We start from the raw sequence: 22,897 nt of genomic DNA on the forward strand, positions 1-22,897 counted from the left end.
GGCGCGGAGAGGTCCTTCAGTGACGATTACCAAGGGCGATCAGCCCTCAGAGGAGTCCGCGGCTGCCACGGGCGGCGGCGAACCGGACGGCGCGGGCGATGCCCGCAATCCCGAGGCGGCGCGTGACCCCCGGGTCTCAACCATGATGCTCTCCGGACTCCTCGCCCTCGGACTCGGCGTGACGGCCGCTGTCCTGCCGGTCCCGTACGTTGTGGAATCGCCCGGCCCCACGTTCAACACCCTGGCCAGTGACAACGGCAAGCCTGTCATCAGTGTCACCGGGCACGACACGTTCCCGGCGAAGGGAAACCTTGACCTCACCACGGTCTACGTGGACGGCGGCCCCAATGGTCCGGTCAGCGTTTTTGAGGCCTTTTCTGCATGGCTTGACGGTTCAAAGGCCGTTTATCCGCAGGAACTGATTTTCCCGACGGGCGTCACCAAGGAACAGTCGGCGCAGGAGAGCGCGGTGGCCATGGCCACGTCGCAGGAGAATGCCGTGGCTTCGGCGCTGAACGAACTCGACATCCCGTACGGGCAAAAACTGGAGGTCGCCGATCTCGCTGACGGCTCTGCCGCCGCGGGCAAGCTCAAGGCAGGGGATGTCTTCACCTCGATCAACGGCAAGGCGGTCACGTCACTGACCGTGATCCAGGAGGAACTGGCCGCCGGCAAGGGCAAGCCGGCCGCCGTCGTCGTGGACCGTGGCGGGAAGCAGGTCACGGAAACGGTGACGCCGGCCCGGAGCGAATCGGGGCGGTACATCCTCGGCGTTCTGCTCAAATACCGATTTACCTTCCCGTTCGACGTGAAAATCTCCCTCGACAAGGTGGGCGGCCCCAGCGCCGGAATGATGTTTGCCCTGGGAATCATCGATACCGTGACGCCCGGAGACCTCACCGGAGGCAAACACATTGCCGGGACCGGAACCATCACCCCCGAGGGCGCCGTGGGGCCCATCGGGGGAGTGGCCGTGAAGATGCACGGCGCGCGCGACGCCGGTGCCACGATGTTCCTCGCCCCCGCGGCGAACTGCGCCGAGGTCGCAGGGCATATTCCGGAGGGCCTCCAGGTGGTCAAAGTGGAGAACCTGGATGAGGCGCGTCGCGCGGTTGAACTGGCCGCAACCGGTGGCGACACATCGGGTCTTCCGGCCTGCGCTAACAACTAGACTAAATCTAGGAACTATGGCCCGGCTTCACTCGTGGCAGTAATTGACAGCCGTTGCCACGCGGGGCGCCGGACCGCGCAAGCTGACAGGTGCGGCGCGCCCACGGGCGCTCAGCACTGTGCATGCTGTTACCTGAAAACTTAAAATAAGATCAGCAACTGACAAAGCTATGAGGTACAGAGTTTGTCCCGTCCTGCCAGCCCCACCCCGCCCGGAAGACTCCAGCCAAGGCGCGGTGCCTTGACGCCGACGCTCATTGTCGTAGCGCTGGTTGTCGTCGGATTCATTTTCTTCGCCAACGTGTGGACGGACGTCCTCTGGTACCAGCAGCTTGGCTTCTTCGAAGTGTTCCTTACGGAAAACCTCGCCAGGATCGGCATCTTTGCCGCTGGTTTCGCCATCATGTTCGCCGGCGTTTTCTACGCCATCCGGATCGCCTATCACGCCCGGCCGGTCTATGCTCCGGACTCCGAAATCCGCGACAACCTCAACCGGTACCAGGCCCAGCTGGAGCCCGTGCGCCGCGTGGTCATGATCGGACTTCCCGTGCTGTTCGGGCTCTTCGCTGGCAGCGCGGCCTCCAGCCAGTGGCAGAAGGTCCTTCTGTTCTTCAACCAGGAGCCCTTCGGCCACAACGATCCCGCGTTCGGGCTGGATATCGGTTTTTACCTGATGACGCTGCCGTTCCTGGGCTTCGTCACCGGATTCCTGATCAGCGTGGCAATCGTGGCCGGCATCGCCGGCATCCTGACGCACTACCTCTACGGAAGCATCCGCATCATGGAGCGCGGCATCTTCACGAGCCGCGCCGCCCAGATCCATCTCGCCGTGACGGGCGCGTCGTTCCTGATCCTCCTCGGCGTCAACTTCTGGCTGGACCGCTACGCCGCCGTGCAGAACAGCGGCGGCCGGTGGGCGGGCGCGTTGTACACGGACGTCAACGCCGTCATTCCCACGAAGGCCATCCTGGCCGTCGCAGCTATCCTCGTCGCCATCCTCTACATCTTGGCGGCAATCATCGGAAAGTGGCGGCTGCCCGTCATCGGCACGGCGATGCTGGTCATCACCTCCATCCTGGCCGGCGGCGTCTACCCCTGGGTCATCCAGCAGTTCCAGGTCCGTCCGTCGGAGCAAACTCTGGAGAAGGAGTACATCGAACGCAACATCGGCATGACCCGGGCAGCCTACGGCCTCGACCAGGTCAAGGTGGAGCGGTACAACGCCACCACCACCACCACGGCCGGAGCGCTGGCGCCGGACGCCCAGACCACTGCCAATATCCGGCTCCTGGATCCGAACCTGATTTCGGATGCCTTTTCGCAGCTTGAGCAGTTCCGTCCGTACTACCAGTTCCCCAAAGCATTGAACGTGGACCGGTACGAGGTCAACGGCAAGGTGCAGGACACCGTCATTGCGGTGCGCGAGCTGAACCCGGAAGGCCTTAGCCCGGACCAGCAGTCCTGGCTGAACCGCCACATCGTTTACACCCACGGCTACGGCGTGGTGGCCGCGAAAGGCAACAAGTTCACGGTCGACGGCAAACCGGAGTTCCTGCAGTCCGGCATCCCGTCCACGGGTGTCCTCGGCAACGACAAAACCTACGAACCGCGAATCTACTTCGGCGAGGACTCTCCGGAGTACTCGATAGTGGGAGCGCCGGAGGGCGCGCCGTTCCGTGAACAGGATCGTCCTGTCTCCAAGGAGGGCGGCGAGACGCAGTACACCTTTACCGGGAACGGCGGCCCGAACGTCGGCAGCTTCTTCAACCGGGTCCTGTACTCGATCAAGTTCCAGTCCTCGGACCTCCTGCTTTCCGACGGCGTGAACGGAGCCTCGCAGATCCTGTACGAACGCAATCCCCGTGAACGCGTGCAGAAAGTGGCGCCTTACCTGACCGTCGACGGGAACGCCTACCCGGCGGTTGTTGACGGCCGGGTCAAGTGGATAGTTGACGGTTACACCACGAGTCAGTACTACCCCTATTCCCAGCAGGAACAGCTGTCGGCCGCCACCACGGACTCGCAGACCACTGCAGGACGCAACGTGGCGCTCCCCAACAGCTCGGTGAACTACATCCGCAACTCCGTCAAGGCAACGGTGGATGCCTACGACGGCTCCGTCACGCTCTACGCCTGGGACGATCAGGATCCGCTCCTGAAGGCCTGGCAGAAGATCTTCCCCACCTCGCTCAAGCCCTACTCGGAGATGTCGGCGGCCGTCATGAGCCACGTCCGCTACCCGGAGGACCTGTTCAAGGTCCAGCGTGAGCTCCTGGGGCGGTACCACGTGACGGACCCCGTGAGCTTCTACAAGAACGACGACGCCTGGAGCGTTCCCAACGATCCCACCGTTTCGGATGCGGTCAAGCAGCCGCCGTTCTACATGTCCCTGCAGATGCCGGACCAGAAGAAGCCGGCGTTCCAGCTGACGTCGGCCTACATTCCCCAGGTGGTGGACGGGAATGCCCGCAACGTGCTCTACGGATTCCTGGCCGCCGATTCGGACGCCGGGAATAAGAAGGGCGTTAAGGCGGATTCATACGGCGAGCTCAGGCTCCTGCAGGTTCCGCCGGAGGCCCAGATTCCGGGCCCCGGTCAGGCACAGAACAAGTTCAACTCTGATCCGACGGTGTCGCAGGCACTGAACCTGCTGCGGCAGGGTGCCTCTGACGTGCTGAACGGCAACCTGCTGACGCTGCCTGCGGGTGGCGGCATGCTGTACATCCAGCCTGTCTATCTCAAGTCCACGGGTGAGACTTCCTACCCGACGCTGCAGCGGGTGCTGGTGGCCTTTGGCGACAAAATCGGCTTCGCCCCGACCCTGGACGAGGCGCTCAACCAGCTGTTCGGCGGCCGATCCGGCGCCACGGCCGGTGACTTCGCCAACAGCGGGCAGACGCCCACTCCGCCGGGCACGACGCCTCCTGCGGCGGGCGGAACAGATGCCAAGGCCGCCCTGAAGGCCGCCCTGGACGAAGCCAACGCAGCCATCAAGGCCGGCCAGGAGGCTTTGGCGAAGGGCGACTTCGCAGCCTACGGCGAACAGCAGAAGAAGCTGGCGGCGGCGTTGAAGAAGGCGCTCGACGCCGAGGCAAGGATCCCCGGCGCCGGCACGGCCAGCACTCCGACGTCACCGTCCGCCACTCCGGCGCCGACGCCGAGCAGCTGACGGCCGAGCCGGCAGCACCCTAACGGTCAGCACGCGCCACGTGAGGAAGCCGGTCCCGCGCCCCCAGAACGGGGGCGCGGGGCCGGCTCTTCGCATTCCCCGCCCCCGCTGCCGTTGCCCGGAGCCCTGCGCTTGCGGCGTGCCGGGCAGCGGGCTGCGGGGCGGGGGCAGCGGTCCCTTCATGGGCCGGAGACGCAGATCACGTCGCTTCGATTTGGCCTCCCGTTCACCGGACGGTAGAGTTGTTATTGCGACGCGGGGTGGAGCAGTTCGGTAGCTCGCTGGGCTCATAACCCAGAGGTCACAGGTTCAAATCCTGTCCCCGCAACTGAAGAAAGAACCCGGATCACAAGGTGGTCCGGGTTTTTTGCTGTTTCCGGCGAGCTGTCCGGATTGGAATGCGGGGCGAGGTCACTCAGGGGACGGGGTGGCGGGAGCGCCGGCAAAAGTAGGGTAGTGTTAGTCAAGCGACGCGGGGTGGAGCAGTTCGGTAGCTCGCTGGGCTCATAACCCAGAGGTCACAGGTTCAAATCCTGTCCCCGCAACCAGAAAGAGGCCCTGACCGGGGATTATCCGGTCGGGGCCTCTTGCTTTGGCGGTCCGTTTTGTCCAAGTGCTAGCAGTTCCTAGTATTCTCTTTCGCAGGGCCCGGAATTCCTGGCCGGCGCGCGGCGCCCACACTGGTCAGTCATTCTCGAGAGGAATGTAGTTCGATGTCCACAACGAAGAACAAGTCCGGCACTTCGAAGGGCAAGCGGTCCAGGCTCTACTGGGCGGTGCCCGCTGCGCTTGTGGCCATGGTGCTGGTGGTCCTGCTCGCCAAGTGGCTGACCGGCCTGCCTGCCGTCCGGTCCTTCCTGGCGGACTACCCGGGGCATTCGGAACTGCCGGCCGGTGCTCCCGTCGGCTTCCCCGCGTGGCTGGCGTGGCAGCACTTCCTGAACGCCTTCTTCCTCCTGCTCATCATCCGCACCGGCTGGCAGGTGCGGACCACAACGCGCCCGGGCGGCTACTGGACCCGCAACAACAAGGGCCTCATCCGGACGAAGACCGCCCCCACGAAAATCAGCCTGGAACTGTGGTTCCACCTGACCCTGGATGCGCTCTGGATCCTGAACGGACTGGTTTTCGCGGTCCTGCTGTTCGCCACCGGGCAATGGATGCGGATCGTGCCCACCAGCTGGGACGTTTTCCCGAATGCAGCTTCCGCCGTGCTGCAGTACGCGTCGCTGAACTGGCCCACGGAAAACGGCTGGGTCAACTACAACGCCCTGCAGCTGCTGACGTACTTCGTGACCGTATTCATCGCCGCCCCGCTGGCCTTCATCACGGGCCTGCGGACGTCCAGCGCCTGGCCCAAGAAAGCTGCGGCCCTCAACAAGGCCTACCCGATCGAGGCCGCCAGGGCAGTGCACTTCCCCGTGATGATCTACTTCGTGGCGTTCATCGTTGTCCACGTGTTCCTGGTCCTGGCCACCGGCGCGCTGCGGAACCTCAACCACATGTACGGCGGAAGCGACGACGTGAGCTGGGTGGGTTTCTGGATCTTCGCCGCGTCCGTGGCGGTGATGATCGGTGCGTGGTTCCTGGCACGGCCGCTCTTCCTGCGTCCCATCGCTTCCCTCATGGGCAAGGTCACCAGCCGCTGATCCTAGGACACTCTGTGTCACCGGATTGAAAATCCGGAAATAGGGCGAAGCGTCCGCGCCGGAGCCCGCCACCCACTGCCAGTTGGCCGGATTGCTTGCGGCGTCGGCGTCCACGAGCGTGTCCCAGAACCATGCCTCACCCAGGCGCCAGTCGGCCAGCAGAACTCACGCCAGCCGAGCTCGCTTCGAAAAATACCGACGTCGGGAGGAGCGTGCCGCGGGAAGCGTTCGCGGAGCGCGTGCCAGATCCGGAACGGACTGATCTCGCCGAAGCGAAGATGCGGGAAAAGCCGGCTGGTGCCCTCGACCCCGGGCACGTCCCGTCCGGTCCCGTATTCTTCGACCGGTCCGTCCAGGAAATCCTCAAGCCGCCGGCGGGCGCCCTCTCCGGGCATCCAGGTGGCCGCGAGGCCGCCGCTCCAGCCCCGGCCAGGCAGGAACTCCAGAAGGGTCCGCCAGTGCCCGTCCGGACCGTCCACGGCTCGAACAGCAGGTTCGCCTGGTGGCTGGTGGCGTCGATGCCCACCGCGGTGGCCCACTCCTTGACGCCTGCGTCCAGTGTGCGCTCCGGCAGCCCGTAGCGTCTGTTCCAAAAGACCGCCCCGGCACCGGTCTGCTCCACCAGTTCCCGGATGACGGAGGCGGCGCCCCCGCGGCGGAGCAGCAGCCGTGATCCCCTCGCTTCCAGGTCCGCCGAGAGAGCGGAGCCAGACAATCGTGGAAGCCATGGCTCGACGCTACATGCCGCGGGCATGGCGAAGGCCGGGGTCCTGGGGACCCCGACCTCATTCCGGTTAGCTCATGAGAGCGGGTTAGAGCTTGTCGAAGTCAGCCTCTTCGACGGTCGAGCCCGACGCTGAACCCGCGGAGGCGGCTGACGCGCCGATGGCCGGCTTGGAACCTCCGGACTTCAGGGCCGCCAGGCGGGCCTCGATTTCCGTCTGCTCGCCGAGATCCTCGAGCTGGTTGAACTGGGCGTCAAGGCTCGACGCCGCGAGCTCCTGCTGGCCGCGGACCTTGGCCTCCTCGCGCCGGATTTTCTCCTCAAAACGCCCGACTTCGCTGGTGGGGTCCATGAAGTCGATGCTCTTGAGGGCATCGTGGACCTGGGACTGTGCGGCAGCCGTCTTCGAACGGGCCACGAGCTCGTTGCGCTTGCTGGTGAGCTGGTTCAGCTTCCCCTTCATCTGGTCCAGGCCGGTCTTGAGCCGGTCCACCACCTCGGACTGGGACGCGATATTGGGCTCAGCGGCCCTTGCCTCGTTCTCAGAGGACATCTGGCGCTGCAGGGCAACCTTCGCCAGGTTGTCGAATTTCTGGGCGTCGGCCGCGTCGCCGCCGGCGCGGTACTCATCGGCTTTGCGCGACGCCGCCAAGGCCTTGTTGCCCCAGTCCTGGGCGTTCTTGATGTCTTCGTTGTAGTCGTCCTGAAGCATGCGCAGGTTTCCGATGGTCTGGGCCACCGCAGCTTCGGCTTCCGCAATGTTGTTGGTGTAGTCGCGGACCATCTGGTCCAGCATCTTCTGCGGGTCCTCGGCCTGGTCCAGCAACGAGTTGATGTTGGCTTTTGCCAGCTGCGCCATGCGGCCGAAAATGGACTGCTTCATGGTGTTACCTTTCGTCCTGCTCAGTGTGTCCCACTGAATTCAGTGAACAGTTGATACCGCTTCTATCCGCCGGCCGGATCACCGGCCCGGCGCTTAGTCTTTGGTTCCTGGCTCTCGCTGCCGGCTAGAAACTGCCGGAGTCACCGCCGCCGAAATCACCGCCGCCGAAGTCGCCGCCGCCACCCGAGTCGCCGCCCCAGCCGCCGCCGTCGCTGTGACCGCCGCCCCAGCCGCTGCCGCCGTTCAGGATGGAGTTGATGAGGATTCCGCCAAGGATGGCACCGCCGAGGCCGCCGCCTCCGCCGCCGCCGAACATGCTGTTCCTGCCGTAGCCCTGGTTGGCATAACCGCCGAAACTGTCGACGTCGGACTGGGCCAGTTGGGCGGCCTGGGCTGCGAGGGCGTGCGCCTGCTGCGCGTACGTCAGCGCAGTGACGGGATCATTGCGCGAGATGGACAGCGCGTAATCGAGGTTGCGCTGGGCCTCCGCCAGCCGGGTGCGGGCTTCGGTCCCCACCCCGCCGCGCCTGGCCGTGATGTAATCCGAGGTCGCGCTGATCTGCGCCTGTGCAGACATGATGGTCTGCTGCAGGGAAGCCTGGGCGCGGCGCGCCTGCTCCTGCTGGTCACGGATACCGCTCAGGGCCTGATCAAGGGAGCGGTGCGCCGTCTCCACCCTTTCGAGGGTGGCAATCGGGTCAATCTTGCCGCCTTGGATTTCACTCTTCACCTGAGCCAGTGCCGCTTCCACCCCGGCCACAGGGCCGGAAAGCTCCGGGTGCGCGCCGGTCTGGATCATGGCCCTCGCCTGGGCCAGGTCCTGGGACGTGTCCACAACGGCGGATTCGAGTCCCTGCCGGGCCTCGTCCAGGCTGCCGGCAACCTTGGAAATGGCGTCCAGGAGCACATTGGTCTGGTGCAGGCTCTCTTCGGCAGCGCGGACGGCCACGGCGGCGAGGCTTCCCTCTCCCGCTTCCAGCTTTTCGCGGGCGGTGGTGCCGGCGTTCTGCACGAAGGCGAGGCGCTCCTTGGCCTGGGTGATGTTGTCCGCCACCTGGACGAGCGCGCTGTCGGCGTACTTGCCGCGCAGCTCAGCCAGCGTCCGTTCAGCCTTCGCTATTTTGGCGTCAGCGTCGATTGCCCCGGCGTTGACGGCGGCCAAGGCCTGCGGCGCGTTCTTTTCCAGTTCGCGGAGCGAGTCGAAGTCGGCCTTCTGCTCCTGGAGTGATGCCAGGGCTGCCTCGGAGCGGCGGATGATCTCGCCCAGCCAGCTGCGCTGCTGCTCCTCGGTGTCAGGAATGTGGTCATCCAGCTGCTGCTGCAGCTTGAAGGACTCGGACATGTGCGCCTTGGCCTCCTGGAGCGCCCTGGTGAAGTTGCCGACGGCGGATTCACCGTACTGCGCCTCTGCGAAGCCGAGCTCCTGTTCGCTGGACTTGATGGCGTCGTCAGCTTCGATCAGGAGTGAGCCGCTCTTCCTGCGGAGTTCGTCCACACTCAACGAAGCAAGGGGATCAAGCTCGGCACCCTGCGGGCCGTAGCTCGCGCTGGACGCCTGGGCCTTCTTCCGCCGGTTCCGGAGGTAGAGATATGTTCCCGCGCCGCCAGCAGCCACGACTCCGACGCCCACGAGAACAGCAGTACCGGCGCCGCCGGACGGAACGGTGCCGCTCCCGCCGCTGGCCGCGTCACCAACGGCTGCCGCGGTGTCAATGGCAGCCTGTGCATAGTCCTTCTTGCCGCCGGCCAGGTTGGCTGCGACCGCGTTTTGTGAGATTGCCCCGGTCTTTGAGGCAATGGCACTCGCCGAGTTCGGGGCGAAGTAGTACTGGCCGGCGGTTGAGATGGCAAGGAGGACGTCAGCCCTGCCCATGCCCTTCTGGTCGGCGACAGCCTTGCCCCAGTCCGCGGGCTTTGCAGGGTTTTCAAAGGAGTTCACTGTGACCACGTACAGGTTGTACTTGTGGTCCTTGAGGAGCTTCTGGATGGCATCCTGGACTTCACCCTTGCGGCTGCCCAGGACATTCGCATTATCTACTATGTTCTGGCCGGACGGGATGGTTACCGGATCTTCAGCCCAGGCTGCTGTGGCAGGGAGCGCGAGCATTCCAGCCAGACCGATTACGGCGAGAACACGTTTCAACATTGACCGCATGGCAACCCTTCAGCACGCCTGCGACTGATTCAGGATGAAACAGTCGTCTCAGAACGCAGCAGCGCCCCCACGCCAGGTGTAAAGCCGCAGGTCGCTGTGGCAATTCTTCTTGATTCTATGGTGCACCAATGGGGCCGTCCACAGCGGGGAATATGCCACCAGCGAAACGCGCTAAAGAGCCACGGGGACGCGCCGGCAGGCGGCACGGCGCGCCCTTGGGAGGGTGTCCGGGGTACGCATTCAGGAACCTCCCAGCAAACATCGATTTTAGTTTCAGTCGAATCGTCCATAGTTAATACAGACGAGGATGAAAGGAAGTCCAATGACTGAGAACCCAGTGCCGGGCGCAGCACCTGAGAACCGAGATCCTGCAGGGCGGCCCGCTGATCCCACGGCTCCGGCTGCGCGCGAGGAGGGTCTCCAATCTCAGGCACGCCAGCCGGCGGGAAACTACGGGGAAAACCCCACCGAGCCCCTGGACCGCAATAATGCGGACCGCGATAGTGTGGGCGGCCATGATGCCCAGCGGGCCGGCTCTGACTACCCCACCATGCGGCTGGACCGGCCGGCCCAGGACGCCCCGGGGGATGGCCAAGGCCACCCGCAGAACGAGCCCTTCAACGGACCGCGTCCCGTGTACCCCCAGCACGCTCCTTTCTACGGGTACCAGTCCGGGCCCGCAACCCAGCAGTTCGCGTCCGCCCCGCATCCCGGGGACCCCGGCCAGCCCAATCAGTCGCCGTATGCCCAGCATGGCGCCCACTCCGCCCTTCATGACAACCGGGCCAACGCGCCCAAGCGCAAGGCCAGCTTCGGTGTGGGCACCCTCGTGGCCAGCATCCTCGCCGCAGGGCTCGTCGGCGGCGGCGTGGCAACGGTCGGTGCCGGCAATCTCTTCGTCGCCGGGACTGCGCCGGCTGTGAGCAGCGGCAGCCAGCCCGGGACCGTGATCGTCAATAACAAGGATGACGTCAACGCCATCACGGCCGCTGCCCTCAAGGCATCGCCGAGCGTTGTGACGATCAAGGCCACGAACGGCAGCGAGGGCGGCACTGGCTCGGGCGTCATCCTCGACGACCAGGGCCACATTCTCACCAACACCCACGTGGTGACCCTTGACGGCACGGCCGCCAGCGCGGATATTGAAATCCGCACGTACGACGGCCGCGTATTGACGGCAAAAGTCATCGGTACCGACCCCCTCTCGGACCTGGCCGTCATCAAGGTGGACAACCCTTCAGGGCTTACGCCGGCCACGCTCGGTGATTCGGGCAAGCTGAACGTCGGCGACACCGCAGTGGCTATCGGCTCCCCTCTGGGCCTCACGGGCACGGTGACGGACGGCATCGTCTCCACGCTTAACCGGACCATCAGCGTCGCATCCTCGGCAGCGCCCAAGGACGGCGCTGACAATTCCCAGGGCGGCGGCCAGGGCTTCGAGTTCGCGCCGCCGGGGCAGGGGCAGGGCCAAAGCTCAGCGAGCAAGGGATCCATTTCCATCAACGTCATCCAGACTGACGCCGCGATCAACCCGGGCAACTCCGGCGGCGCCCTGGTGAACAGCAAGGGCGAGGTGATCGGCGTGAACGTCGCCATCGCGTCGGCCGGCGGCAGCTCCGCGGCGACCGGAACGGGCAACATCGGGGTGGGCTTCAGCATCCCGATCAACAACGCCAAGCGGGTGGCCCAGGAGATCATTGACAACGGCAAGGCGACCCATGGCCAGCTGGGCGTCAGCGTCAAGCCGAAGGCGGCCTCGGCATCCGGCTTCTCCGTGGGCGCGGATGTCGACACGGTGGAGCAGGGTTCCGCGGCGGCCAAGGCAGGCATCCGGGCCGGCGACGTCGTGACGCGCTTCAACGACCTCGCCATCAGCGACCCGAACCAGCTCACGGCAGCGGTGCGTGAACAGGCGGCCGGCTCAACGGTCAAGATCACCATCCAGCGGAACGGCCGCGAACAGCAGCTGGACGTGACGCTCGGCGCAGCCGCAGAGCAGTAGCGCTGGCAAACCGTGCCGTCACCGCACACGACAGCTACTCCGTGGAACGCTCCGTCCTGAGCAACAACGCCCAGGTCGGCGTTAACGGGGCGGCATCGGGCCGCCCCTATATGGTTAGCTAGGAGCTACCCGTATCCCGGGCGTTCCGCGGCCATGACCTCACCCGGCTGGCTATCCACAAGCATGGAAGGCTGCTGTAAATACAGTGGAAGAGACATTGAAGATCATCGTCCTGGTCAAGCATGTGCCGGACGCGCAGTTTGACCGGCACCTCAGCGGCGAGGGCCACACCACGGACCGCGATGAGAGCATTCTGTCCGAGCTGGATGAATATGCACTGGAAGCCGCCCTGCAGCTCACCGAGGCGCGCGGCGGAAGCAAGGCGGGCAACAAGGTCATCGCCCTCAGCATGGGCCCGGCCGGCGCCGTGAACGCCATCAAGAAGTCCCTCCAGATCGGCGCGTCCGAGGGCGTCCACCTCACGGACGACGCACTCGCGGGTTCGGACGCTGCCGCCACCTCGCTGGCGCTCGCGGCCGCGATCCGCCGCATCGGCGCGGACGGCCCGGTGGACCTGGTCCTGACCGGCATGGCATCCACCGACGGCGAAACGTCACTCGTTCCGGCCCAGCTCGCCGAGCGCCTCGGGCTGCCCCAGGTGACCTTCGCGTCTTCCCTGGACGTTGACTCGGGACGCATCACGGCCCGCCGCGACGCCGACACGCACTCGGAGACGGTCGAAGCCCCCCTGCCGGCAGTGGTGTCGGTGACGGACCAGATCAACGAGCCGCGCTACCCCAACTTCAAGGGCATCATCGCGGCCAAGCGCAAGAGCATCACCACGCTGTCGCTGGCGGACGTTGGAGTCGATCCCTCCCAGGTGGGCCACGCCGGATCCTGGACCACGGTGACCTCGGCCGAGGAACGCCCGCCGCGCACCGCAGGGACGATCATCACGGACGAAGGCGACGCCGGCATCAAGCTGGTTGACTTCCTGGCCGCCCAGAAGCTGCTCTAAGAGGGATCACACAACATGGCAAACGTACTGGTATTCATTGACAACCCGGGCCAGGCTCTGAAGAAGAGCAGCCTTGAACTCCTCACCATCGCGCGCTCCCTGGGGGAGACGGCCGTGGCTCTCAACGGCGAACTGCACGACGGCGTCGCAGCCGCCCTCGGTGCGCACGGGGCCGTTGCCGTCTACCGGCCCTCCGCGCAGGACCTTGATGACTATCTCGTGGCGCCCAAGGCCGCTTACCTGGCTGAGGCCGTGAACGCGTCCGGAGCCACCACCGTCCTCGTGGAAAATTCACCCGAGGGCAAGGAAATCGCCGCGAGGCTGGGCGTCCGGCTGGGCGCGGGCGTCATCACCGACGTCGTTGCGGTCGACGCTGACGGCACCGCCCACAAATCGGTGCTGGCCGGCTCGTACAACACCGCGGCCAAGGCGACCACCCCGCACACCGTGCTGACTGTCAAGGCGAACAGCGTGACGCCGGAGCCGGCCGCGGCGCCCAGCGTCCCGGAAACGGTGACGGTTGACGTGCCTGCCGACGCAACCGCTTCGGCAGCGCGCATCACGGCCCGGGAGCCGAAGGCCGCCAGCGGCCGCCCGGACCTCACCGATGCGCGGATCGTGGTGGCCGGCGGACGCGGTCTCGACGGCGACTTCGGCCCGGTCGAGGAGCTGGCAGACGCGCTGGGTGCGGCCGTCGGCGCATCGCGTGCGGCAACGGACGCCGGCTGGATCAGCCACGATGCCCAGGTGGGCCAGACCGGCAAGACCGTCTCTCCGCAGCTGTACATTTCGGCAGGCATCTCAGGCGCCATCCAGCAGAAGGCCGGCATGCAGACGGCGAAGGTGATCGTGGCCGTGAACAAGGACGCGGAATCGCCCGTCTTTGAAATCGCTGACTTCGGCATCGTCGGTGACCTCTTCCAGGTCCTGCCGCAGGCGACGGAAGAAATCAAGAAGCGCAAGGGCTGAGTCCTTGACCTCCCATGCTGCTCCAGCACAGAGCCCGTTCAACCCGGACAAGCACCGGGTTGAGCGGGTGCTCTGTTTCGCAGCCCATCCGGACGACATCGACTTTGGCGCTGCCGGGACCATCGCCGCGTGGACGGCGGCCGGCGTCGAGGTGAGCTACTGCATCATGACCGACGGCGATGCCGGCGGTTTCGATCCGGCCCACCGGGCCGAAATCATCGCCATGAGGGCCGCAGAGCAGGAGCGTGCCGCCGCTCTCGTCGGCGTCACCGACATCCACTACCTCCATGAGCGGGACGGGTTCCTGGAACCGAACCACCAGGTGATGTGGGGAGTGGTGAAGCTGATCCGAGAAATCCGCCCCGACGTCGTGCTTTCCATGCATCCGGAACGCAACTGGAACCGCATCCAGAAGAGCCACCCGGACCACCTGGCGGTCGGGGAAGCGGTGACCCGGGCCGTCTACCCGGCCGTGGAAAACCCCTACGCGTATCCGGAGCTCGCCGAATCCGGCCTGCAGGCCTACAAAGTGCCGTGGCTGTGGCTCTATGCCGGGCCGGAGGAACGCGAAAACCACTTCATCGACGTCACGGAGCATGTGGACAGCAAGCTCGCGGCGATCCACGTCCATGTCAGCCAGCACCCCGACGTCGAGGCCATGGAAGCAGCCGTGCGGAACGGAATGCGCGTGAACGCGCGGCGCGCGGGCTTCCCGGACGGGCGGAGCGCGGAGGCGTTCCACGTCGTAACAATCAACGGGCCGGGCACGATCGCCGGCTTCTAGGATTGCCTCAATGTAATGCCTGCCATATGCTTGCCTCTGTTTAAATCATATTTATTCAGGAAGGCAGACTTTGATGGCGAAGACTGCACAGCAGCCGGTTCTGGTGATCATGGGCGTCTCAGGATCCGGAAAATCGACAGTGGCCGGCGTTGTTGCCGGCAGGCTCGGATGGGATCTCGCCGAAGGCGACGACCTGCACCCGGAGCGGAACGTGGCCAAGATGCAGGCGGGGGAGCCGCTGACCGACGAGGACCGGTGGCCCTGGCTGGAAACCATTGCGGACTGGATCCGGCAACACACCGAATCAGGGACTCCGGGCGTCATTACATGCTCGGCACTTAAGAAGCGGTACCGCGACATTCTTCGCGGCGAGAACGTGGTGTTCGTTTTTCTCCAGGGCAGCAAGGACAATATCTCGGGCAGGCTTGCCTCCCGGCACGGACACTTCATGCCTCCGGCCCTGCTCGAATCGCAGTTCGAGGCACTGGAAGAGCCCACCGAGGATGAGAACTACATCTCCCTGTGCGTCTCTGCCACTCCGGCCGAAGAGGCCCAGGAAATCATTGAACGACTGAATCTCGCAGCCGCCACCGCCGCTCCGGATCAGAACTAGGAATTCATCTTGAACTCTCGCATTGCAACGCAGCTTCCTGCTGCCGTCGAAGGCTGGACAGGCCACGACACCCAGCTGCTGGTCGTGGCTGGCCTCGGCATTGCCCTCATCGTGGTGCTGATCGCCAAGCTCAAGCTGCACCCGTTCCTCGCGCTCGTGCTGGGCTCGGCCTTCGTGGGCCTGGCATCCGGCGTGGAACTGCCCAAGATCATCACCAACTTCGAAGAAGGGGTGGGCGGCGTCCTCAAGGAGGTCGGGCTGCTGATCGCCCTGGGCGCCATGCTGGGCAAGCTCCTGGCAGACTCCGGCGGGGCCAACCGGGTGGTGGACACCCTGCTCGAGAAGGCAAGCGGCAACAAGGTGGTCTGGTCCATCACGCTCGTGGCCGTGATCATCGGGTTGCCGATGTTCTTCGAGATCGGCCTGGTGCTGCTGCTCCCCGTGGTGGTGCTGGTTACGCAGCGCTCCCGCATGCCCTTGATGCGCATTGCCATTCCCGCGCTGGCCGGCCTGTCCGTGCTCCATGGCCTCGTGCCTCCGCACCCGGGCCCGTTGATCGCCATTAGCGCCGTCAAGGCCGAGCTTGGCACCACGCTGGCACTGGGCCTGCTGGTGGCCATTCCCACCGTCATCATCTGCGGGCCGCTGTTTTCCAGGCTGGCCGCCAAATGGGTGCCCGTCGGCGCGCCGGCGGTTGCAGGCGGCATCGACACGGAACACGGCGCGGACACGACCGGCGTCAAGCGCCAGCCCACGTTCCTCGTCACGCTGCTGACCATCATCTTCCCGGTCGTGCTGATGCTCGCCAAGGCGGTCGTGGACATCGTCTGGCCGGACGTCCAAACGGCGCCGCCGGTCCGGATCTTCTTCGACTTCGCCGGCCAGCCACTCGTGGCCATGACCCTCGCAGTGCTCCTGGCCATCCTCACCTTCGGCTACGCCGTGGGCTTCACCGGAAACCGGATCACGTCCAAGATCGGCGCGAGCCTCGGGCCCATCGCGGCCATCCTGCTCATTGTGGGCGCGGGCGGCGGCTTCAAGCAGACCCTGATCGGCGCGGGCGTAGGCGATGCCGTCAAGAAGTGGGCCGAAGGCACCAACATGTCGGTGCTGGTCCTCGGCTTCATCGTGGCCGTTGCGCTGCGGCTGGCCACCGGCTCCGCGACGGTGGCCACGGTCACGGCGGCCGGAATCGTCGCACCGCTGGCCGGCTCGCTGAGTCCCACCCACGCCGCACTGCTGGCACTGGCGATCGGCGCAGGGTCGCTGTTCCTCTCGCACGTCAACGACGCGGGGTTCTGGCTGGTCAAGGAGCTCTTCGGCCTGACCGTGGGCCAGACGTTCAAGACGTGGTCCGTCATGGAAACGCTGATCTCGGTGGTCGGCTTCGGCTTCGTGATGCTGTTGTCGCTGGTGATTTAGCGGACGTGTAGCGTGCCGCCGTGCCTCAGCCCGCTGCCGGGCTGAGGCGTGAAGCCGCGTAGACCTTGATTCCCTCCAGCAGGTAGGAGGCAAGGCCTGCGCGGCTTTTGTCGTAGAAGGCGGTGAACCGCGGGTCCTCGGCGTACATCCGGCCCAGGCCCACATAGCTCTGGGCATCGGGCGTCCAGCTCACGCAGATCCACCGGTAATGGCGTTCGACGGCGGCCTGCACCCGCGCGTCGTCGGCCGGGAGGCCGGCGTCGAGGCAGTCGGCGAGCTCCTGGTTGATCGCCTCGGCTTCAGCCAGAAAGTTACGCTTTTCGGCATCGCTCATTGCCGCGTGCCGGGCCTTGCTGTCCTCCACGGCCTTGTCGCCCCACCGCTGGCGGGCCTCGTCCTCGTACGGGTTGCTGTCGAAATCCTTGAATATGTCTTCGCCGGACATGGCTTCTCCTTGCTCCAGTGCCGAAATGGTTGCTTCGACGGTCCGGGCCATCCGGTCCAGCCGGTCGCGTTCGGCCAGCAGCCACTTCCGGTGCACGCCAAGTGCATCCAGCTGGTTAGTCTGGCCGTCCAGAACCTCGCCGATGGTTTCGAGCCCCAGGCCAAGTTCACGAAGAAGCAGGATCCGCTGCAGGCGCAACAGCTCGGTCCGCGTGTAATAGCGGTAGCCGTTGTGCCCCGTGTATGCGGGCGCCAGCAGCCCCAGCTGGTGATAGTGCCGCAGGGTCCTGGAAGAGACCCTGCTCAGCTTCGCCAGTTCGGCGATGGACCAGCTGGGGACTTCTTCCTGCTTCATGACTCCAGCGTAGAAGTTGACGTTACGTCAACGTCAAGTGTTCAGGCGTTAAGCGTCGCGGATGCCACCGTGGGAAGCGTGGGGGCTGTGGAACCGCCGGCGGGCTCCACGGTGATCCCGAGCGCGGCGGCCGAATGGATGCCCTTGACCACGGCGGGCTTCGACAATGCCTCCGCATCCATCAGGCCCTGCGACACAGGCGATGTGCCGTCCTTCGGAATGAGCCACATCTGGTACACCTTGCCCTCGGGAGGAGGCGGGACATCCTTCATGCGGACTACCAACGCGTCCTTCGACGGCGCTATGGACACTATGGCTGTCCCTCCGCCGCTGACCTCGACGGTGGCCTGGCGCACGTCCTGCGCCTGGAGCACCTGCGTCAGCGGATCGTTCTGGTTGGCCACATAAGCGCCGACCCCAACGCCTCCGAGCGCGATGACGGCAGCAGCCGCAACGCCGATCAGCCAGTTCCGCATGCCGGCGGACCGGCGTCGGACATCCCGGCGTTCACGGGCCGCGGAAAGCTGATCGGTCACGGGCGGCACAGCCGCCGGTCCGGCAGGTGCGTCCTTCCTGACATTCGCCGGATGCGCCGGAAGCTGGGCCACGATGCGGTCGAACAGGTCTGCCGGCGGCTCCTCCTCGGCAGTGAACGTGGCGGCCAGTGTTTCCCTGGCCTGGCGGACGCGCTCGTAGAAGGCCTGGCGCTCTGCCTCCGGAGCAGCGTTGATATAGGCCTCGATGGCTTCGCGTTCCGCGTCACTCACGGCATCCAGCGCGTAGACTTCGGCGAGCTCGACGGCGCGGCCCGCCGCCAGGTCAGCGGAAATGTCGGCAGCGAAGGCACGGGGCAGCTGGCGGCCGTGTGCATCATTCGTATCGGTCATTTCAGCTCACCCCCAGACAGGTCTTCAATCGGATCAGTCCGTCGCGGATGCGGGACTTGATGGTGGGTACGGCCGCGTTGAGCTTTTCAGCGACTTCGCGGTAGGTGAGGCCGCCGTAATAGGCGAGCCGAACGGATTCCTGCTGGGTCTCGGTCAAGGTCTCGAGGCAGCGCACCACGGCCTCGGCCTCCAGCCTGCTGCCGACCTCATCGGACACGGAATCGTGGTCTATGTCCTGGCTGCTGGCACCGTACTTGGCCTCACGGTCAGTCGATGACTGCGACGACCTGACCTTGTCCACGGCGCGGCGGTGCGAGATGGTCATGAGCCATGCCAGCGGGCTGCCGCTGGCCGGATCGAATTTGGCGGCGTTCTGCCAGACCTGCAGGAACACCTCCTGCGTCGTGTCCTCGCTCAGTTCCGGATCGATCAGCACCCTGCGGGCCATGCCGAACACGCGGCGCGACGTGAGCTGGTAGAACTCGGCAAAGGACGCCTGGTCGCCGCCGGCAATCCGCGCGAGCAACGCTGCAAGCTGGCGGTTAAGGTCGACGGCGGCGCCGGGCGGCGCTGGGGCGCCAAAGTTCGGCGCATTGGGAGTTTCCATCACAGTCAAGCATAGGTCGCCGGAAGACAATGGCTGAGCACCCGAGCCGGAGACGGCACCGTCGTTCCGGGCAAAACGTAGTGCCGTCCTGCCCGCATTTACTCGTTTCACCTGCCGCTCCTCATTCCCGGGGATTTGCTCAGGAGTGATTCGGCGCCGGAGCGCGTCCGGATGGCTGGTGCGGTCAGGCAATTACGACGGCACGCCTACTTAGGCACGGTTACTGGGGCATGCGCCCGGGACCTCCCGGTCAGAGCTGGGCGCCGGCGAAGCCCTGCTGGCGCCAGGCCTCGTACACAGCGATCGATGCGGCGTTGGCCAGATTCAGGGAACGCAGCGACGGCAGCATGGGGAGCCGGACCCTGGACGTGACATGGGGATCGTACTTCAACTGTTCCGGCAGGCCCACCGACTCCGGGCCGAAGAGAAGGACGTCCCCTGGCCGGTAGGAAACGTCCGCGTAGGACACCTCGCCGTCGGAAGTGAAGGCGAAGACCCTCTCGGGCTGCAGGGCTTCCCAGGCGGCCTCAATGTCACGATGGACCGTCACCACCGCGAGGTCGTGGTAGTCCAGGCCGGCGCGGCGCAGCTTGGCGTCGGAGAAGTCGAAGCCCAGCGGTTCCACCAGGTGGAGCTCGGCACCGGTGATGGCGGCAAGGCGGATGGCGTTGCCGGTATTGCCGGGGATTTCAGGGGTGTGGAAGAGGATGCGGAACACGGTTCCATCCTATCGCCGGGGAAAATGCCGTCGGACGCACGTCCGTCAGTGCATGCCCCTGAGCAGCCTGGCCAGCACGGGCACATTGACGGTATTGGGCGCCGGGCCCCCGGCCAGGAACTGTTTGAGGCCCCTCGCCAGCCCCGCTGCATTGACCACCTGCACCACGTCCGATGCGCCACGGGACCGGCGGTGGTGATCGATGACCGGTTCATGCAGGTTGCCGTCCGGGCTATGGACCACGGTCCATCCGGTCACATTCAGTTCCGGAAAAATGTCCTGCATGCGCCTGACCACAGGGGCGAGCTGCGGGGGAGCGATGGACCTGCCGCCGTGGTTCAGTGTGTTGCCGTCCCACGCGTAGGCACCCTTGGGCAGGAGCATGGATCCGATCAGCGCCAGCCGGTAGCCGGAGAGCAGGGCGTGGTCGATGTGGCTGTTGTCGGCAGGTGACTGGAGTCCATTGATCAGGCGGGCCGCCGGGATGGCCGGGAGAACCTGCCGGTCGATCAGCTGAACGGTACGCATCTCGCGCTGGATCCTGGCTTCCGCACCGAAGATGCCGCGTTTCCTGGGCATCCCATGGATCTGTTGGCTGGCCAGACCGAGCGGGATCAGCGGCACGGTGCCCGGAACGTCAAAGGGCGGCACATAGACCGGTGCGTCACCCGAGGTATTCCGGGGAGTCCCGGGCCGGTGGATCGTGGCGGAGGCATGGCTGCCGGCGGCCGGAGCGTCGAAGTGCGCCTCGTCGGCGCCCGCCGGGTTCCGGTGGCGCGGCCCGCCCGCATAGGAGCGGTCGTAGGCTGCCCGTCGCCGGGGGTCGATCAGCGTTTCGTAGGCCAACGTGACCTGCCGGAAGGTTGCGGCGTCGCCGCCGTGATCGGGGTGGGAGGCGCGGGCGGCCCGGCGGTAGGCCACCTTGATCTCCTTTTCCGTGGCAGTCACGGCGACGCGGAGTACCTCGTAATGGGAACTGCTGCCCTCGGTCAAGCACGGTCCTTCGGTTGTCGTTGCCAGCGCAGTCTTGCAGCCTGTCTGCCCAGCATATCGGCCGGTTCGCCGGGCTAGTCAGACAACGTCCGGGGTCGTGCCCCGGGTTCCCGGTGCGTGGCTGCCGGAGTGCGGATGAAGGCACCGTCGAATGGATTCCATGCGTCCTGATCGCAGGAGTGCTCCCCGGCCCGGCCGGCACGCCGTGTGCCAGGCGATCAGGCGGGGCAGGCCGGACGTCTAGACTTTTCCGGAGACCGGGTCCGGCCTGGCCGGGTGTCCAGTGGGTGCCTAACGGGCGTCCCGGTTGCTGCCCGGCGTCAAAACGTCCGGAAGTCCAGTAGTTCCGTGAGCCTAGTAGTGAGGTGTGTATGCCAGCCCCAACCCGGAGTGGAATCCGCCGTTGCGGGCTGCAGGCCGTGGCCGCAGCGGCGGCTGTGGCGTTCCTCGGAGGTTGCAGCGTGGGGATACCCGATCCGGCTGTCCCGGCCACGGTGCCTTCCACCCGGCAGCCCGCCACTCCCACCATCACTCCGGGCCACGACGCCGCGGCGGTCGCCGCCCGCAATATGTCTTTTTCCGCCGGGACCATGCTCGCCCGCGGCGTTCCCGTGGGTCTGTCGGAGGGCCTGGCGGATGCGCCGGGGTGGAGGCGGTCGGGGAGCAACGCAGGCGGCACAAACCTCTATCTGAAGTCCGACGGCTGCCAGGCTGCGGCGAAAGTCCGCGTGAACCAGTGGCCGCTGGTCAAGGCTGATGACCGGGAATCCACGGCCGGGCTGTTCGCCTACCTCGACCCGACCATTCTGCCTAAATATCTCAAACCTGCGGCGCTGCGCTGGGGCGGGGAACCGGACAAGCACGGGCCGACGGTGGACGTCCTTGTCCTTGAGCGGGCGGCCCGGCCCGCGGGCAGGGCCGCCGTTGTGCTGGCAAGGGTTTTCGGAACGGCCGGTTCCTCCGTGTATGTATCGGTCTCATGCCCGTCGGCTCCGGCGCTCGCCGCCGCAAGGGCCGACGTCGAGCGCTGGCTGACCGTCGTTCCGCCGCCGGATTAGCGGCACGCGCCGGCCGGCGCATGCCGGCCGTTGTCCGCATGTTGGGGCTGCGCTGCCGTTACCGTTTTGCCGCTGTGGCGAGCCGGTTGAGGGCCAGTGCGCCCACGAGCAGTCCGAAGTCCCGCAGGGCTACGTCGTAGAAATTGCCGAGGATCAACAGGTTCACAATGATCCCGAACAGCCAGGCTGCGACGACCAGTGAACCGATCCGCGGGCGGAACGCGACCAGCAGTCCGGCGAGTATTTCGATAACGCCGACGGCGTACATGATGGTCTGCCCGGGCAGCGGCACCACGGACGTCACGACCGGCGCGAGGTAGCTTGTCCAGTCCGTGAGCACGTTGGTGAACTTGTCCAGGCCGAACAGGACGGGGGCCACCGTGAAGACGGTGCGGAGGAGAAGGAACGCCTGCCGGACCGTTTCCGGAGCCAGTGTTTCCGTGCGTCCGCGTTCCTTCAATGCTGTGGTTTTCATGATTGCTCCTTCTAAAAGTGGATATCTTGATTTTAGACCTCGCAGGGCTTCTTTAGCAACGAATCTTGTTTTTAGAGATACGCTTGAGTCATGACCCGTCAACCGAGCACCAGGCTTTCGTGGGCAGGCCGCCTCGCCGCCCTCGCGTCTCTGGGGGATGACACCCGGCGGCGGCTCTTCGAATTCGTCGCTGCATCGGCCTCCGCGGTGGGACGCGACGACGCCGCGGAAGCCTTGGACCTGCCGAGAAGCACCGCGTCGTTCCACCTGGACAGGCTGGTCCGCGAGGGTCTGCTTGCCGTTGAGTTCAGAAAGCTTGGCGGGAAAGGCGGCCCGGGCTCGGGCCGGCCGGCGAAGCTTTACCGCCCGGCGCTGGAGGAAGTGGGGGCGTCGGTCCCGGAGCGGAGCTATGACCTGGCCGGCGAGCTCATGGCCTCCGCAATCGAAGAATCGATGTCCGGCGGGGGGCCTGTCCGGGAAGCGCTGGTCGCCACGTCCTACTCCCGCGGCCGCGCTTCTGCCGGCGGGGGAGGGTCATTCGAGGACCTGCTCACCGGGATCGGGTACAGGCCCGCGCCGGACGGCAACGGCGGACTCGTCCTGATGAACTGTCCCTTCCACCGGCTGGCGGACGGGCACGCAGACGTGGTGTGCGCGATGAACGGCGCCTTCCTGAGCGGGGCCGCCGCGGCCTGCGGCGTGCCTGAAGACAAGGTGGAAGAGGACAGGACCGCCGGACGCTGCTGCGCCCGGATCCGCCCGTAGCTGTGCTCAGGCCACGGCTGTCTGCTCAGGCCATGGC

19 protein-coding genes, 2 tRNA genes and 2 pseudogenes are annotated in these 22,897 nt (G+C 65.8%); 14 read left to right on the forward strand and 9 right to left on the reverse strand.

Features of this window, described 5'->3' with window-relative positions; translation table 11 throughout:
- The first annotated feature begins 19 nt into the window (after positions 1–19).
- The 5 genes from ASG92_RS21390 to ASG92_RS21410 all read left to right on the forward strand — a co-directional run bounded on the left by ASG92_RS21390 (position 20) and on the right by ASG92_RS21410 (position 5,988).
- Positions 20–1,171, forward strand: coding sequence for a S16 family serine protease (locus ASG92_RS21390; RefSeq protein WP_056633100.1), 1,152 nt, complete (start codon positions 20–22; stop codon positions 1,169–1,171).
- 240 nt (positions 1,172–1,411) lie between these two features.
- Entirely contained in the window at positions 1,412–4,339 is a 2,928-nt protein-coding gene (locus ASG92_RS21395; protein ID WP_157372373.1) for a UPF0182 family protein, read from the forward strand.
- 254 nt (positions 4,340–4,593) lie between these two features.
- Positions 4,594–4,667, forward strand: a tRNA-Met gene (locus ASG92_RS21400).
- Positions 4,668–4,810: 143 nt separating this feature from the next.
- Positions 4,811–4,887 (forward strand) — tRNA-Met (locus ASG92_RS21405).
- Positions 4,888–5,052: 165 nt separating this feature from the next.
- Entirely contained in the window at positions 5,053–5,988 is a 936-nt protein-coding gene (locus ASG92_RS21410; protein ID WP_056633106.1) for a cytochrome b/b6 domain-containing protein, read from the forward strand.
- 9 nt (positions 5,989–5,997) lie between these two features.
- On the opposite strand, the pseudogene ASG92_RS27710 reads toward ASG92_RS21410, so the two are convergent.
- The 3 genes and pseudogenes from ASG92_RS27710 to ASG92_RS21425 form a co-directional block, all read right to left on the reverse strand.
- A pseudogene (locus tag ASG92_RS27710) lies at positions 5,998–6,700 on the reverse strand (deoxyribodipyrimidine photo-lyase); the annotation flags it as partial.
- Between the two features lie 100 nt (positions 6,701–6,800).
- Entirely contained in the window at positions 6,801–7,595 is a 795-nt protein-coding gene (locus ASG92_RS21420; protein WP_056633112.1) for a PspA/IM30 family protein, read from the reverse strand.
- 124 nt (positions 7,596–7,719) lie between these two features.
- Entirely contained in the window at positions 7,720–9,750 is a 2,031-nt protein-coding gene (locus ASG92_RS21425) for a TPM domain-containing protein (protein ID WP_056633115.1), read from the reverse strand.
- 322 nt (positions 9,751–10,072) lie between these two features.
- On the opposite strand from ASG92_RS21425, the gene ASG92_RS21430 reads away from it, so the two are divergent.
- From ASG92_RS21430 to ASG92_RS21455, 7 genes and pseudogenes are all read left to right on the forward strand, one after another.
- Positions 10,073–11,752, forward strand: coding sequence for a trypsin-like peptidase domain-containing protein (locus ASG92_RS21430; RefSeq protein ID WP_056633118.1), 1,680 nt, complete (start codon positions 10,073–10,075; stop codon positions 11,750–11,752).
- 11 nt (positions 11,753–11,763) lie between these two features.
- Positions 11,764–11,829 (forward strand): annotated as a pseudogene (locus tag ASG92_RS28630) (D-erythrulose-4-phosphate isomerase 1); the annotation flags it as partial.
- A 140-nt stretch (positions 11,830–11,969) separates the two neighbouring features.
- Positions 11,970–12,770, forward strand: coding sequence for an electron transfer flavoprotein subunit beta/FixA family protein (locus ASG92_RS21435; RefSeq protein WP_056633120.1), 801 nt, complete (start codon positions 11,970–11,972; stop codon positions 12,768–12,770).
- Positions 12,771–12,785: 15 nt separating this feature from the next.
- Positions 12,786–13,739 carry an electron transfer flavoprotein subunit alpha/FixB family protein gene (locus ASG92_RS21440; protein WP_056633124.1) on the forward strand — a complete coding sequence of 318 codons (954 nt, stop codon included), beginning with the start codon at positions 12,786–12,788 and terminating at the stop codon, positions 13,737–13,739.
- Positions 13,740–13,743: 4 nt separating this feature from the next.
- Positions 13,744–14,523, forward strand: a complete 780-nt coding sequence (locus ASG92_RS21445) for a PIG-L deacetylase family protein (protein WP_056633125.1) — start codon at positions 13,744–13,746, stop codon at positions 14,521–14,523.
- 73 nt (positions 14,524–14,596) lie between these two features.
- A complete protein-coding gene (locus tag ASG92_RS21450) occupies positions 14,597–15,136 on the forward strand; it encodes a gluconokinase (RefSeq protein WP_056633129.1) in 540 nt (179 codons plus the stop codon).
- Between the two features lie 9 nt (positions 15,137–15,145).
- Positions 15,146–16,558 (forward strand): gluconate:H+ symporter, encoded by a 1,413-nt coding sequence (locus ASG92_RS21455; RefSeq protein ID WP_240987244.1) that lies wholly within the window; start codon positions 15,146–15,148, stop codon positions 16,556–16,558.
- Between the two features lie 25 nt (positions 16,559–16,583).
- Here ASG92_RS21455 and ASG92_RS21460 read toward each other — a convergent pair whose 3' ends face one another.
- From ASG92_RS21460 to ASG92_RS21480, 5 genes are all read right to left on the reverse strand, one after another.
- Positions 16,584–17,357: a MerR family transcriptional regulator gene (locus ASG92_RS21460; protein WP_056633130.1), complete on the reverse strand. Its 774-nt coding sequence runs from the start codon at positions 17,355–17,357 to the stop codon at positions 16,584–16,586.
- Positions 17,358–17,398: 41 nt separating this feature from the next.
- Complete coding sequence (locus ASG92_RS21465) at positions 17,399–18,244, reverse strand: anti-sigma factor (RefSeq protein ID WP_056633133.1); 846 nt, start codon at positions 18,242–18,244, stop codon at positions 17,399–17,401.
- A 1-nt stretch (position 18,245) separates the two neighbouring features.
- Positions 18,246–18,851, reverse strand: coding sequence for a sigma-70 family RNA polymerase sigma factor (locus ASG92_RS21470; RefSeq protein WP_056633136.1), 606 nt, complete (start codon positions 18,849–18,851; stop codon positions 18,246–18,248).
- 250 nt (positions 18,852–19,101) lie between these two features.
- A complete protein-coding gene (locus tag ASG92_RS21475) occupies positions 19,102–19,569 on the reverse strand; it encodes a tRNA (cytidine(34)-2'-O)-methyltransferase (RefSeq protein WP_056633139.1) in 468 nt (155 codons plus the stop codon).
- Positions 19,570–19,614: 45 nt separating this feature from the next.
- Positions 19,615–20,562: a J domain-containing protein gene (locus ASG92_RS21480; protein ID WP_056633142.1), complete on the reverse strand. Its 948-nt coding sequence runs from the start codon at positions 20,560–20,562 to the stop codon at positions 19,615–19,617.
- Between the two features lie 371 nt (positions 20,563–20,933).
- On the opposite strand from ASG92_RS21480, the gene ASG92_RS21485 reads away from it, so the two are divergent.
- Entirely contained in the window at positions 20,934–21,620 is a 687-nt protein-coding gene (locus ASG92_RS21485) for a hypothetical protein (protein ID WP_056633145.1), read from the forward strand.
- A 58-nt stretch (positions 21,621–21,678) separates the two neighbouring features.
- Here ASG92_RS21485 and ASG92_RS21490 read toward each other — a convergent pair whose 3' ends face one another.
- Complete coding sequence (locus tag ASG92_RS21490; RefSeq protein WP_056633146.1) at positions 21,679–22,095, reverse strand: hypothetical protein; 417 nt, start codon at positions 22,093–22,095, stop codon at positions 21,679–21,681.
- 90 nt (positions 22,096–22,185) lie between these two features.
- Here ASG92_RS21490 and ASG92_RS21495 point away from each other — a divergent pair, with 90 nt between their 5' ends.
- The gene (locus tag ASG92_RS21495; RefSeq protein WP_056633149.1) at positions 22,186–22,860 is read left to right on the forward strand and encodes a helix-turn-helix domain-containing protein; all 675 of its coding nucleotides are present in this window, start codon (positions 22,186–22,188) and stop codon (positions 22,858–22,860) included.
- Positions 22,861–22,897: the final 37 nt, after the last annotated feature.

Source organism: Arthrobacter sp. Soil736, assembly GCF_001428005.1.
Taxonomy (GTDB): Bacteria; Actinomycetota; Actinomycetes; order Actinomycetales; family Micrococcaceae; genus Arthrobacter.

What these genes read in the sequence shown, in the direction of transcription:
- ASG92_RS21410 (WP_056633106.1), top strand. Translation starts at nt 5,053, where the DNA reads ATGTCCACAACGAAGAACAAGTCCGGCACTTCGAAGGGCAAGCGGTCC.
- ASG92_RS21420 (WP_056633112.1), bottom strand. Translation starts at nt 7,595, where the DNA reads ATGAAGCAGTCCATTTTCGGCCGCATGGCGCAGCTGGCAAAAGCCAAC.
- ASG92_RS21425 (WP_056633115.1), bottom strand. Translation starts at nt 9,750, where the DNA reads ATGCGGTCAATGTTGAAACGTGTTCTCGCCGTAATCGGTCTGGCTGGA.
- ASG92_RS21430 (WP_056633118.1), top strand. Translation starts at nt 10,073, where the DNA reads ATGACTGAGAACCCAGTGCCGGGCGCAGCACCTGAGAACCGAGATCCT.
- ASG92_RS21440 (WP_056633124.1), top strand. Translation starts at nt 12,786, where the DNA reads ATGGCAAACGTACTGGTATTCATTGACAACCCGGGCCAGGCTCTGAAG.
- ASG92_RS21450 (WP_056633129.1), top strand. Translation starts at nt 14,597, where the DNA reads ATGGCGAAGACTGCACAGCAGCCGGTTCTGGTGATCATGGGCGTCTCA.
- ASG92_RS21460 (WP_056633130.1), bottom strand. Translation starts at nt 17,357, where the DNA reads ATGAAGCAGGAAGAAGTCCCCAGCTGGTCCATCGCCGAACTGGCGAAG.
- ASG92_RS21465 (WP_056633133.1), bottom strand. Translation starts at nt 18,244, where the DNA reads ATGACCGATACGAATGATGCACACGGCCGCCAGCTGCCCCGTGCCTTC.
- ASG92_RS21470 (WP_056633136.1), bottom strand. Translation starts at nt 18,851, where the DNA reads ATGGAAACTCCCAATGCGCCGAACTTTGGCGCCCCAGCGCCGCCCGGC.
- ASG92_RS21485 (WP_056633145.1), top strand. Translation starts at nt 20,934, where the DNA reads ATGCCAGCCCCAACCCGGAGTGGAATCCGCCGTTGCGGGCTGCAGGCC.
- ASG92_RS21490 (WP_056633146.1), bottom strand. Translation starts at nt 22,095, where the DNA reads ATGAAAACCACAGCATTGAAGGAACGCGGACGCACGGAAACACTGGCT.
- ASG92_RS21495 (WP_056633149.1), top strand. Translation starts at nt 22,186, where the DNA reads ATGACCCGTCAACCGAGCACCAGGCTTTCGTGGGCAGGCCGCCTCGCC.